The organism is Roseiarcus sp., from assembly GCF_052145395.1.
Classification (GTDB): Bacteria; Pseudomonadota; Alphaproteobacteria; order Rhizobiales; family Beijerinckiaceae; genus Roseiarcus.
Genome location: NZ_JBKQOT010000254.1, coordinates 1 through 12,254, shown reverse-complemented (window position 1 = coordinate 12,254; position 12,254 = coordinate 1). Strand labels below are relative to the sequence as shown.

Genomic DNA, 12,254 nt, shown 5'->3' with positions numbered 1-12,254 from the left:
ACGGGTGAATAAGAGGGTCGAATCCAGCGCCGAACGCGTGTCGAACGCATGCCGAACGCGCGCTGAATGACGCCGGATGGCGCCCGAATGCGCGTTGCTTCGCCGACGCCCGAGGACACCCAAATGTCTCGCTCCGATGGCGTTCAGGCGACCGGCTTAATCTGAAGACATCATGCTCTAGCGGTCAGGCGGCGCGGCTCGCCGGGGCGCGCGGGCTCACGCGCACGCGCAAGCCCACCGGCGCCATCGTGAAGCCGAACTGCTCGCGGACGCCTGCGGCGGGGCCGACCCGCTCGATGTCGAAGCTCTTAGCGAGCATCGACAGGGCCGTTCTCATCTCGATGAGCGCAAGCGACCGCCCCGGACACATGCGCGGTCCCGAGCCGAAGGGGGCGTGCGCCGAAACGTCATGCGCCCCGATCGTCTCTCCGAGCCAGCGTTGCGGCCGGCACGCCTGCGGGTCGGCGAAGCGCGCGCGATCGACGGCGCCGGGGCGCATGAGGAGCAGGATCGTCGTCCCCTTGGGGACGGCGAAGCCGCCGAGCGTCGTGTCGACGTTGGCGGTCACACCGTTGATCGGGGCCGCTGGTCTGAGCCGCATGGTTTCGTTCGCAACCGCGTCGGCGACGGCGAGGCGGTTCGCGGTCTCCACATCCGGTGCTACGTCCAACGGCCCGAGGACGTCGTCGGCCTCACGCCGGAGCTCCGCTCGCCAGCGCGGCGTTTCGCAGAGCTCGTGAATCGCCCAGGCGAGGGTGAAGGCGGTCGTGTCCTCGCCGGCGACCAGCATCGTCAGGAGATTGGAGATGATGGTCTCGTCGGAAAAGGGCCCGCCGTTCTCATCCACGGCGACAATCATCGACTCGATGAAATTCGTGGGCCGCGCCTCGCGGCCCGGGTCGACATCGAGGCGCTGGCGCGTCTCGATCAGCAAGGTTTCGAGCGATTCGCGGATCGCCACCAGGGCGCGTTCGAAGCGGCGGTCCTGCGGAAGCCGGATATAGCGCCGGAGGGAAAACGCCGCGGTGATGCGGCGGCTGATCGTGGGCAGAACCAGCTCCAGATGGCGCTGGATGGGGTCGGCCGGCTGCTCGATCGTGTTGGAGTCGAGCCCGAAGGCGATGAGGGTCGTCACGTCGACCGTGAACCGCTTCATCTCCTCGACGACATCCAGCGTGTCGCCGGCCGCCGCCGCCGTCTCCCACCGCCGCTTCAACCGGCCGGCGACGGTCCGGATATGCGGATAGAGGTCCTTGAGGCGGCGCTGCGCCAGCGCTGCGACCGCAAGCTTTCGTTGCGGGCGCCAGGCGTCGCCCTCGGCGTTGAACACGCCTTTGATCCCCGCCTCCGTGAATGTCGCGTCCGTGCGTTGGGTGCGCCGGAAAGTCTCGGGCCGCGCCCGCAGGGCTTCTTCGATCATAGAGAGGTCAGAGGTGGCGAAGACGGTGCGCCCTCCGACATGAAACTGGAAGGTCGGCCCGTATCTCCGGCTCCAGTCTTCCATCACGAGGTGCGCGCGGGCAGGATCGAGCTGAAGCGCGCTTCCGAGGATCGGGAGGCCTTTCGGTCCGGGCACAGACGCGAGCGGCCGCGTGGCGCGCGGCTTCTCCGCCGGCGCCGCGCGCCTCGAGACGTCGACGAAAACGGATTCGTCGCGTTCGATCGCCGGATAGGAGATGAGACATTCCGGCCCGTCGGGCCGCCGGCCCGAGTCGAGCGCGAACCGCCAGCGATGATTGCGGCAGACGAGGTCGTCGCCGTCGATTTCCCCCTCGCCAAGCAACGCGGCCCTCTATGCGGGCACCGCCCCTCGAAGGCGCGCCAGCCCGAACGGGTCCGGATGAGGACGACGTCATGACCGTTCGCGGAAACGGCGAAGGGCCCGTCGCCTGTGAGTTCGTCCGCTCTCGAAACGCGAACAAAGGATTCCGGCCTCATCGTCGCCCCTCGCTGCCCATGCACGGGGACCGTGCCGGAGACGCGCCGGTCCGAGAATTACCGCTTCGTGCACGCGGAAAATCTGATCGATCGCTTGCGGCTTGGCAAGGGCCGCGCGCCGGCCTCGGCCGCTTCTCCCCCCGCGTCACCGTGTCACTTGGCTTTTGAGCCCGATTGGCCGCCGGCGTCTTGCGCGCGTCGCGCGCGGCTCCTAAAGCCTTGAGCGGTACGCCGGGAGAACGGTCCGGCGAGCGCGTTGCATCAGAGGGAGGCAGCATGTCCCACAAGATTCTCGTCGCCCAGGGCGGCGGCCCCACGGCGGTGATCAACCAGTCGCTGGTCGGCGTGGCGCTGGAGGCGCGGCGCTTTTCCAGCATCTCCCACGTCTACGGCGCCCTGCACGGCGTTCGCGGCATCGTCAACGACGATCTTGTCGACCTGGGCCAGGAGACGGTGGCCAACCTCGAAGCCGTTGCGGCGACGCCCGCCTCGGCGCTCGGCTCGACCCGCGACAAGCCCGACCTGAAGTACTGCCAGGAGATCTTCAAGGTCCTCAAGGCGCACGAAATCGACACGTTCTTCTACATCGGCGGCAACGACTCGTCGGACACGGTGCGCATCGTCGCCGACGAAGCCAAGAAGGGCGGCCACGCGCTGCGCGCGATCCATATCCCCAAGACCATCGACAACGATCTCGTCGGCTTCGATCACACGCCGGGCTTCCCCTCGGCGGCGCGCTTCGTCGCGCAGGCCTTTGCCGGCGCCAATCTCGACAATGCGGCGCTGCCCGGCGTCTATTGCGCGGTGATCATGGGACGCCACGCCGGCTTTTTGACCGCGGCCTCGGCGCTCGCCCGCAAATATCCCGGCGACGGCCCGCATCTCATCTACGTGCCGGAGCGCACCTTCGTCGTCGAGAAGTTCCTGGCCGACGTGAAGGACGTCTACGAGCAGCACGGGCGCTGCATTATCGCCGCCTCGGAAGGCATCCACGACGAGAAGGGTGAGGCGATCATCACCAAGCTCGTCGGCAAGGCCGAGAAGGACGCGCACGGCAACGTGCAGCTTTCCGGCACCGGGGCGCTCGCCGACCTCTTGTGCGAGGAGGTCAAGAACAAACTCGGCATCAAGCGCGTGCGCGGCGACACCTTCGGCTACCTGCAGCGCTCGTTCGTCGGCTGCGTCAGCAAGGTCGACCAGCGTGAGGCGCGCGAGGTGGGTGAAAAGGCGGTGCAATACGCCGTCGGCGGCGTTCAGAACGGGTCAGTGGCGATAAAGCGCGTCGGCGATTACGCGGTCGACTATCCGCTAATCCCGCTCGAGACGGTGGCCGGCAAGACCCGGGTGATGGAAGACAACCTGATCAGCGAGCAGGCCAACGACGTGACCGACGCGTTCCTCGCCTACGCCCAGCCGCTCATTGGCGCGGACGTGCCGGAAGTCGCGAAGCTGCGCGCCGCAAAAGTGGCGAAGGCGGGCGTCCTTCTGGGCGACGGGACCTGACGGCCGGCTTAAGGCCCGTTCAGGAAAGCAAAAGAGACGGCAAGAACCCGGCGGCCTTTGGACGCCGGGTTTTGCGTTCGGCCGCCGTTATTCTGCCCATCGCCTCCAGCCTGCCCGGATCCCGCGCTCCCGCCCGCGGGTCTGTGCGGGCTCGCCGACCCGCTACGCAATCCCGCGCCGTCGCAAACTTGTGCAAGGTTCCGGCCTGCCGTTGGCCGTCCCCCACCATGTGGTAACATCGCCATGTCGGTCGAATGGCCGTCGCCTTCCGACCGGCCATGGAATCGACCCCGCAATCCGATAGTCGCGCGTCGTTAAACGAAGTCGGAGCCCTTATCGGTCTCGCCGCGCGGCTGCTCTACGTCAACGGCCAGACCACACGCAACATGATCGAGCGTTTGGAGCGCCTCGCCCATGCGCTCGGCTATTCGGCCGAGCTTTTCCCGAACTGGGGAGAGATCGTGATCCGCATCGCCCGGCTGGACGAACCGAACGCACAGACAATCGTGCCCGTCGCCGCCGCTCCCGTAGGCGTCGACATGAACAAGGTCATGGAGACGCTCAAGGTGGTCGATGCGGTCTCAGTTGGCCGGCTGGACGTCGCGGGAGCGAGCGCGGCCCTGCAGGATGTGGCGCGCCTCAGGCCGGCCTCGACGCTGCGTTTTGCGGCGTTCGCCGGCATTGGCGCGGCCGCGCTCGGGGTGATTTTCGGCGCCGAACGTGTTCCGGACCTCGTTCTGATCGCCCTCAGCGCGACGGCCGGCGCACTGCTGCGGCGGCTCATCGCGGCGCGCGGCGGAGGCCCCCTCATTCAGATCTTCTGTGCGGGACTGCTGGCCGGCCTCGTGGCCGCGCGCTCCTTGAGCTTCGCTCCGACGGCGAACGCCTATCTCGTTGCGCTCTGCCCCTGCATGGTGCTGATGCCGGGCGCCCACCTGCTCAACGCCGCGCTCGACTTCGCCCATCTGCGTATGGCGCTGGGACAGGCGCGCTTCGGTTTCGCGATGCTGCTGACGCTGCTGATCTGCGTGGGGCTGATCGCTGGTCTGTCGGTCGCCCGGCAAAGCCTGCCGCCGCCGGGTTTGGACGGCTCGACGCCGCTCGCCTTCGACGTGCTCGCCGCCGGACTCGCCGTCGCCGCCTACGGCGCCTTCTTCTCCATGCCATGGCGGGCCCTGCCCATTCCCGTCCTGATCGGCATGTTCGCCCATGGTTGCCGCTGGTTTGCGTTGAGCTCAGGCGCCAACGCGCCGCTCGGCGCGCTGATCGCTTGCGCCATCGTAGGCGCGCTGGTGACGCCGATCGCGAACCGCTGGCATCTGCCTTTCGCAGCCTTCGCGTTTGCTTCCGTCGTGTCGCTCATCCCCGGAGCTTACGTTTTCCGCTTCGCGGCGGAGCTGATGGCGGTCATGAATGCCGGCGCCAACGGAAACGTGCAGCTTCTGATGGCGCCGTTCCTGGACGGCGTGACCGCCGGCGCCATTCTGCTCGCCATGGGGCTTGGCCTCAGCCTGCCTAAGCTCTTGATGGAAGGCCTGTTTCCGACCCTCGCAGGAATTGAGCGAGGTCGGGGCCGCTAGAGCGAGATGAATTGAGATCGAATCGCGCGGCATCCGGCGGCTTTCGCGGCCACCTTTCCCCGAGGGGAAGGCAATCTGAGCCGCGCTCACGATGACGATGGAAACCCGCCGTCGCAGAGTCCTCAACGGTTACGGCCGGCCGGATAAACCGCGTCAACACCTTGAGAAGATTGCGTCCGCGCTCGGAATTTCGCTTGCGCCCGGAGTCTCGGGCCCTGCGGATGGGGCGCGAAGCTCGGGCGGCGCAATCGCGCGCGCCGAGCCCGGACAGGACTTTCACACGTTCGACCCGCCGCTGAACAATCGCCCGGAAAACGCGCCGCAAGACGTTGATAAGGTTGAATCCGCGCCCGAGAGGTTTGGCGCGCGGAAGCCGCATCCGCGTTCGCGGGTGCATCCGTGACGCCTGCTCTTGTGGGACCGATCGGCGCGGGATTTCTAAAAGTCCGCGCGACGCTGAATGGCGTGGCGGCCTGCTGACTAAGCGGCGCCGGGTTGCCAGCCGCCGCGCTCAAGGTCACACTCTGCGGACGCCGTCATCCACTGCGGAAGACACGATGCCCGACCCCGCCCCGCCGATTGCAGGCCTATTGGAGACGTCGCTTTACGCAGACGACGTGCGGCGGACGGCCGACTTCTATCGCGGCCTCTTCGAGTTCAAGGCGCTGGTCGACAGCCCGCGTCTCGTCGCCTTCGAGGTCGCAAAAAAGCACGTGCTGCTCGTCTTCCAGCGCGGCGCGACCGACGACGACGTCGTCGATGCGCGGGGAACCATCCCTGGCCATGACGGGAGCGGGCGGCTGCATCTGGCTCTGTCGATCGCGGCCTCGGACCTCGAGGCGTGGCGGGGTCGCCTCGCGAACCGGGGCGTCGCGATCGAGGGCGAGTATGGCTGGCCGCGCGGCGGAAAAAGCCTTTATTTCCGGGATCCCGACGGGGCGCTGGTCGAGCTTGCCACGCCCGGCCTCTGGTGGACGCCCGTCCGCGCCGGGACGGCCGTTGACAACGCGGCCCGAGGCGCATGAGCGCCGGCGCGGAACATTTGTTGGGTTTCCCGGGTTGTTGATACGAGGCGCATGGGGGCTTTGGCGCGAAGCAGCCCGCCGGCCCAGTGAGGCATCCGAACGGCCGGCGGCCGCTTCCGCTCCAACCCGAAGGAGTTGAGAATGCGCACATTGACGAAAGCGATCGCCGCAACGGCGGTAGCGGCGCTTCTGACCGGCGCGACGGCGAGCGAGTCGTTTGCCGCTTTCCGTACCGGCGGCGGCGGCTGGCATGGCGGCGGCGGCGGCTGGCGCGGCGGAGGTTACCGTGGCGGCGGGTGGGGCGGCGGCGGCTGGTATGGCGGTGGATGGGGACCGGCGATCGGCCTCGGCGTCCTCGGCGGTCTGACGGCCGGCGCGATCGCCGGGTCGTACTACAACGGCTACGGCGGCTGCATCCAGTATCAGCCGGCTTATGATGCCTACGGCAACTATGTCGGCAGCCAAGCGGTCAACGTCTGCGGACCGTAAAGTTTGGGCTTTCGGCCCGGCCGCCTCGCAATGGGGCGGCCGGCGGCTTACGCTGTCGGTCGCGTCCCGTCCTCGGCGCATCGCCGGCACAGGCCCTTCGCTTCGATCATCACCTGCTTCAGTCGGAAACCTGAGCCATTCGCCGTGAGTGCGATCGCGCGCATCACGTAGTCGTCCTCGATCTCCTCGCTGCACCCGCACGACTCGCAGATGACCAGCATGCCGTGATGCGCGTGGCCGAGGTGCTCGCACGGGGCGTAGGCGTTCAGGCTCTCGAACTTGTGGACAAAGCCGTGCTCGAGGAAGAATTCGAGCGCGCGATAGACGGTTGGCGGAGCGACCCGCTTGCCCTCGCGGCGCGAAAGCTCCTCCAGAATCGCATAGGCCCCGAGTGGGGCCGAGCTGTCGGAAAAGATGTCGAGCACGCGCCTCCGCAGAGGCGTCAGCTGCGCGCCGTCGCGCAGACATGTCTCTTCGACGCGCGCCGCCCAGCTCGCGGGGTCGTGGGCGCAGCCGCAGACCGGGTCCGTCTTCGCCGTCTTTGCCTCCAACATGATCCCTTTCTAACATGAGACGCGGGGCCAGTCGCAACGGGTCTCCAAGAGGTTGCGTTTTGTACTATTATAACATAACACAAGGCTGCTGTCGGGCGAAATTGGAGGCGATCCCATGTTCAATCGAATTCCGCTCATCGCGGCTGTCGCCGTCTGCGCGCTCTCCGCGCCGGCGTTTGCCGATCCGGTCAAGGTAGTGGCGGCCGAGAATTTCTATGGCGACCTGGCGAGGCAGATCGGCGGCGACCACGTCGCGGTCACCAGCATCCTCAGCAATCCCGACGACGACCCGCATCTGTTCGAGGCGAGCCCCGAGACGGCCAAGGCGCTGTCCGACGCCAAGGTCGTGATTGTCAACGGCGTCGATTACGACCCCTGGATGGAAAAGCTGCTGGTGGCTCACCCGGCGCCCGGCCGGAAGGAAATCGTCGTCGGAGCGCTCGTCGGCCACAAGCCGGGCGACAATCCGCATCTCTGGTACGATCCTGCTTATGTGAAGGCAGCGGCCAAGGCGTTTGTCACCGCGCTCGCGACGGTCGACCCGGCGAACAAGGCGGACTATCAGCAGGGCCTGGCGAAGTTCGACGATTCGCTGAAACCGCTGGACGAGAAGATCGCCGCGATGAAGAAATCCTTCGCCGGCCAGCCGGTGACCGCCTCGGAGCCGGTGTTCGGCTATCAGGCGGGCCTAATCGGCCTCAAGGTCCACGACGAGAAGTTCGCGCTTGCGGTCATGAACAACGCCGAGCCCACTCCGTCCGAGGTGGCCGGGTTCGAGAACGACCTCAAGGGCCACAAGGTGAAGGCGATGCTCTACAACGCCCAGGCCAGCGAGCCCGCGGTGCAGCGCCTCGTCCAGATGGCCAAGGACAACGGAATCCCGGTGGTCGGCGTCTCCGAGACCGAGCCGCCCAATTCGACCTACCAGACCTGGATGCTCGGGCAGCTCGACGCGCTCGACAAGGCGCTCAGTCCGACCCAGTGAGCGCGCTTTCCTTCGACGCCGTGACGATCAGGCTCGGCCGTCGGGACATCCTCTCGGCGGCGAGCTTCGCCATGCGCGAGGGCGAATTCGTCGGCATGCTGGGCGCGAACGGCGCTGGCAAGACGACGCTGATGCGCGCGGCGCTCGGCCTCGTCCCGGTCGCCGCGGGAGCGATCCGCGTGCTCGAAAGGCCGGTCAAGCGCGGCAATCCGGCGATCGGCTACCTGCCGCAGAACCGCGGCGCCATGGCCGGCCTCCGGCTCACCGGCTGGGACGTGGTCGCGAGCGCTGCGTTAGGCCGCCGGTTCGGCTTCGGCTCGCTCGACAAGGCGGCCCGGCGCGAGATCGACTGGGCGCTCGACGAGGTCGGCGCGCGAGACCTCGCCCGCCAGTCGATCGGCGAGCTTTCGGGGGGCGAACGGCAGCGCGTGCTGCTCAGCCAGGCGCTGCTTGGCCGCCCGCGCCTCTTGCTGCTCGACGAGCCGCTGATCTCGCTCGATCCAGCCCATCAAAAGAGCGTTGTGGAGATCGCCCGGCGCATCTGCGAAGATCTCAAGGTGGCGATCGTGTTCAGCGCCCACGAGCTCAATCCGCTCGTCAACGCCATCGATCGGGTGCTCTACCTCGGCGGCGGCGCGGCGGTGATCGGTCCGGTCGAGGAGGTGGTGACCGGCCCGGTGCTGTCGCGCCTCTACGGCGCGGAGATCGAGGTCGTAAGGGTCAGGGAGCGCTATTTCGTCATGGCCGGCGACGTGGAGGTCGAGCGCGAGGCGCACCGCCACGACCATTCCCACGATCACCACGACGCCCATGCTTGAGTACGACTTCATGCGCTCGGCCTTCGCCGCCTCGGGGGTGGCGGCGGTGCTTGCGGGAACTGTCGGGTTCTTTCTGGTCCTGCGCGGCCAGACCTTCGCTGGGCACGCGCTCTCCCACGTCGGCTTCACCGGGGCGACGGGCGCGCTGCTGTTCGGCCTTTCGCCGCTCGCGGGGCTCGTCGGTTTTACGCTGGTCGCGGGGATCGGCATGGGCCTCTTCGGAGAGAAACTCGCCGAGCGCGACGTCGCCATCGGGATGATGCTTTCGCTGGCGCTCGGGCTCGGGCTCCTGTTCCTTCATTTCTACACGGCGGCGGCGACGCAGGCCGCGGCGCTCTTGTTCGGCAACGTGCTCGGCGTCGACTCTTCCGCCATGCTGACGCTGTGCATCCTGGCGGTCGCGAGCCTCGCGGGGCTGGCGGCGATCGGACGGCCGCTCACATTCGCGTCCATCCAGCCGGAACTCGCCGAGGCGCGCGGCGTGCCGCTGCGTTTCGTCTCGTCGGCGTTTCTCGCCATCGTCGCCGTGGCGGTGGCCGAATGCGCCCAGATTGTCGGGGTGCTCCTGGTGTTCACCCTGATGGTCGGCCCGGCCGCCGCGGCGATGAACCTGACCCGCCGCCTGGGACTGGCAATTGCGCTGTCGGCGGCGCTGGCGCTCGCCGAAGCCTGGGGAGGACTCACGCTCGCCTACTATACCGACTGGCCGACCAGCTTCTGGATCACCGCGCTCTCTGGCATTGTCTTCTTCGGCGCGGCGGCGCGGCGATTCGCGGGGTAGGGGCGAGGCCCCGACCCCCGCCCTCTCCCGGTGGGAGAGGGCGGCAGCCGCGCCGTCGATCCCTTCTCCCTTGGAGAAGAGGGTGGCGCGAAGCGCCGGATGAGGGTTTGCGGGCGGTGTCTCTTTCCAGTTGCTTCCTCGATATCGAGTTCTCCGCACTCGGCCGGCCGTGGCGGGCGCGGCTCGACGGGGCGGGGGAGATGCGCGCCCTGGCCATTGCGCAGGTCGGCGGGCAGGATGAGCTGATCGCGCGCGTGCTCGCCGGGCGGGGGGTCGCGCCGGAGGCGGTCGAGCGCTATCTCGCCCCAACCCTGCGCGACCTGATGCCCGACCCCTTCGTCCTGCGAGACATGGAGGCGGCGGCGGAGCGGCTGAAACGCGCGGTCGAGCGAAGCGAGCGGGTCGCGATCTTCGGCGACTACGACGTCGACGGCGCGTGCAGCGCTGCGCTCGTCAGCGAGTATCTCGCGGCCTGCGGCTGCGAGACAATCGTCCACATTCCCGACCGGGTCACCGAGGGCTACGGCCCCAATGTCGAGGCGATGGCGGCCTTCGCGGCCAAGGGCGCGACGCTCGTCGTCACGGTCGATTGCGGCGCGGTCAGCCACGAGCCGTTCGCCGAAGCGCGAAAACTCGGCCTCGACGTGATCGTGTTCGACCACCACCAGGCGCCGCAGTCGCTGCCGTGCGCCCTGGCGCTTGTCGACCCCAACCGCGAGGACGACCTCAGCGGCCTCGGCCATCTCTCGGCCGCCGGTGTCTCCTTTCTCGCGCTCGTCGCCCTCAACCGGGCGCTGCGCGAGGCCGGATTCTGGAACGGCCGCCAGCCGCCCGACCTTCTGGCCGGGCTCGACCTCGTCGCGCTCGCCACCGTCGCCGACGTCGTGCCGCTGACGGGCCTGAACCGCGCCTTCGTCGTCAAGGGGCTCATGGTGATGCGCCTGCGCCGCCGGCCGGGACTCGCCGCGCTCTTCGACGTCGCCGGCGCCGACGGGCCGCCTCGGCCCTATCACCTGGGCTTTCTGATCGGGCCGCGGATTAACGCCGGCGGACGGATCGGCGACGCCGGGCTCGGAGCCCGCCTGCTCACCACGATCGACGACCTCGAGGCGCGCCAGATCGCCGCCGAGCTCGACCGGCTGAACCGGGCGCGGCGGGAGATCGAAATCGCCGCGCTCGCCGAAGCCGAAGCGGAGGCGCTCGCCGCCCTCGGCCTCGAGGAGCGGGGCGCCGCGGTGGTGGTCGCGGGCGAGGCCTGGCCGCTGGGGGTCGTCGGCCTGATCGCGGCCCGACTCAAGGAGCGTTTCGACCGGCCGGCCTTCGCGCTCACCTTCGCCGGCGGTCACGCGGTCGGCTCGGCGCGCTCCATCGCGGGCGTCGACCTCGGCCGGACGGTCCGGGCGGCCTTCGAGGCCGGGCTTCTGGTCAAGGGCGGCGGCCACGCCATGGCGGCCGGCATGACGCTGGACCGGGGCCGCCTCGGCGAACTGCGCTCGTTTCTGGAGGAGCGCCTCGCCGCGCCAGTCGCGCTTGCGCGCGCAGCGTCGAGCCTCAAGGTCGACTCGGCCCTGACGGCGAAAGCGGCGACGCCGGAGCTCGTGCACAGGCTCGAGGCGGCCGGCCCTTACGGCAGCGGCAATCCCGAGCCGGTATTCGTCCTGCCGCGCCATCGCCTCGCCGACGTCATGCCCGTCGGCCCCGACCATCTGCGCGCGCGGGCGGTCGCCATGGACGGCGCCGCCCTCGACGCCATCGCCTTCCGCTCGGTCGGCAAGAAGCTCGGCGAGGCGCTGACCCGCCTCCGCGGCGCTTCGGTCCACTTGGCCGGGACGCTGGCGATCAACCGCTACGGCGGGCGCGAGCGGGCCCAGCTCCGTGTCCTCGACGTGGCGGAGGCCGCGCGGTAGGCCGCCGCGACGCTCGGCAGCTGCGTTCGAGAGCGCTTCGACGCCGTTCGCGCGCGGTTCGACCGTCGTTCGGCGCCCGTTCAGCGCCCGAAAACGCGGCCTTATCCACCCGTGTTTTGAGCGTTTTCAACGGCTTATCCCGGTGTTTTGAAAAAAATCGGAACGCTGGAGCCGCCCCATGTTCTCGGGCGCGTTCCCCCGCCTTGCCGCCGGAAACCGGCGGCTTGCCTGAAAGGGCCGCGCCTTGGGCCGACCCCGAATCGAGCTTCCGACTCAAATGCCTCGTCTTTCGGCCCGGTATGGGCTTCGGAAAAACGATACTTTAGCACAGATTTCTGGTTTTGGGAATACTCCTGGCGGCGCTTGTGGCGTTCGCTGGAGGGCTAGCGACGGGAGCGGTCGCCAGCGCTAGCGAAAAAATGACGCTTGGGTCCCGATGCCAAGGAACCCGACCGACGGCGCAACGGACGGCGAGAGTCGACGTCAACCGGTCATTGGAGGTGGCGGCGGTGGGCGTCGCAGTCGGGGAAGCTGCCGTCCGCGTTGAGCGCGAGGACGGCCAAAGCCCGCATCGCAGGCACCGGCGCCGAGTCCAGACCTCATGCTTCGCGCGAAGCCAGTCGCGGGATAACCGACTGGCCCCTGGGGAATAGAAGTCGCACATGTCGGCAGGG

Annotated in this window: 10 protein-coding genes and 1 pseudogene; 8 read left to right on the top strand and 3 right to left on the bottom strand. The window is 68.4% G+C overall.

Annotation, left to right across the window (positions count from 1 at the left end):
* Window positions 1–184 precede the first annotated feature (184 nt).
* Both ACLP25_RS08655 and ACLP25_RS08650 read right to left on the bottom strand, forming a co-directional pair.
* Complete coding sequence (locus ACLP25_RS08655; protein WP_442468799.1) at window positions 185–1,783, bottom strand: cytochrome P450; 1,599 nt, start codon at window positions 1,781–1,783, stop codon at window positions 185–187.
* Window positions 1,784–1,824: 41 nt separating this feature from the next.
* Window positions 1,825–1,938: pseudogene (locus tag ACLP25_RS08650) on the bottom strand (hypothetical protein); the annotation flags it as partial.
* 276 nt (window positions 1,939–2,214) lie between these two features.
* Here ACLP25_RS08650 and ACLP25_RS08645 point away from each other — a divergent pair.
* The 4 genes from ACLP25_RS08645 to ACLP25_RS08630 all read left to right on the top strand — a co-directional run bounded on the left by ACLP25_RS08645 (window position 2,215) and on the right by ACLP25_RS08630 (window position 6,535).
* Window positions 2,215–3,441 carry a 6-phosphofructokinase gene (locus tag ACLP25_RS08645; RefSeq protein ID WP_442468798.1) on the top strand — a complete coding sequence of 409 codons (1,227 nt, stop codon included), beginning with the start codon at window positions 2,215–2,217 and terminating at the stop codon, window positions 3,439–3,441.
* A 278-nt stretch (window positions 3,442–3,719) separates the two neighbouring features.
* Window positions 3,720–5,021 (top strand): threonine/serine ThrE exporter family protein, encoded by a 1,302-nt coding sequence (locus ACLP25_RS08640; protein ID WP_442468797.1) that lies wholly within the window; start codon window positions 3,720–3,722, stop codon window positions 5,019–5,021.
* A gap of 557 nt (window positions 5,022–5,578) precedes the next feature.
* The gene (locus ACLP25_RS08635; RefSeq protein WP_442468796.1) at window positions 5,579–6,046 is read left to right on the top strand and encodes a VOC family protein; all 468 of its coding nucleotides are present in this window, start codon (window positions 5,579–5,581) and stop codon (window positions 6,044–6,046) included.
* A gap of 141 nt (window positions 6,047–6,187) precedes the next feature.
* Complete coding sequence (locus ACLP25_RS08630; protein ID WP_442468795.1) at window positions 6,188–6,535, top strand: hypothetical protein; 348 nt, start codon at window positions 6,188–6,190, stop codon at window positions 6,533–6,535.
* A gap of 47 nt (window positions 6,536–6,582) precedes the next feature.
* Here ACLP25_RS08630 and ACLP25_RS08625 read toward each other — a convergent pair whose 3' ends face one another.
* Window positions 6,583–7,089 (bottom strand): Fur family transcriptional regulator, encoded by a 507-nt coding sequence (locus tag ACLP25_RS08625; protein WP_442468794.1) that lies wholly within the window; start codon window positions 7,087–7,089, stop codon window positions 6,583–6,585.
* 115 nt (window positions 7,090–7,204) lie between these two features.
* Here ACLP25_RS08625 and ACLP25_RS08620 point away from each other — a divergent pair, with 115 nt between their 5' ends.
* The 4 genes from ACLP25_RS08620 to recJ all read left to right on the top strand — a co-directional run bounded on the left by ACLP25_RS08620 (window position 7,205) and on the right by recJ (window position 11,580).
* Complete coding sequence (locus ACLP25_RS08620; RefSeq protein WP_442468793.1) at window positions 7,205–8,074, top strand: metal ABC transporter solute-binding protein, Zn/Mn family; 870 nt, start codon at window positions 7,205–7,207, stop codon at window positions 8,072–8,074.
* Complete coding sequence (locus ACLP25_RS08615) at window positions 8,071–8,892, top strand: metal ABC transporter ATP-binding protein (protein ID WP_442468792.1); 822 nt, start codon at window positions 8,071–8,073, stop codon at window positions 8,890–8,892. Before ACLP25_RS08620 ends, ACLP25_RS08615 begins: the two co-directional genes overlap by 4 nt.
* Window positions 8,885–9,673, top strand: a complete 789-nt coding sequence (locus tag ACLP25_RS08610; RefSeq protein WP_442468791.1) for a metal ABC transporter permease — start codon at window positions 8,885–8,887, stop codon at window positions 9,671–9,673. The genes ACLP25_RS08615 and ACLP25_RS08610 overlap by 8 nt, the downstream gene beginning before the upstream one ends.
* Window positions 9,674–9,789: 116 nt before the next feature.
* Window positions 9,790–11,580, top strand: coding sequence for a single-stranded-DNA-specific exonuclease RecJ (recJ, locus tag ACLP25_RS08605; protein ID WP_442468790.1), 1,791 nt, complete (start codon window positions 9,790–9,792; stop codon window positions 11,578–11,580).
* The last annotated feature ends 674 nt before the right edge of the window (window positions 11,581–12,254 follow it).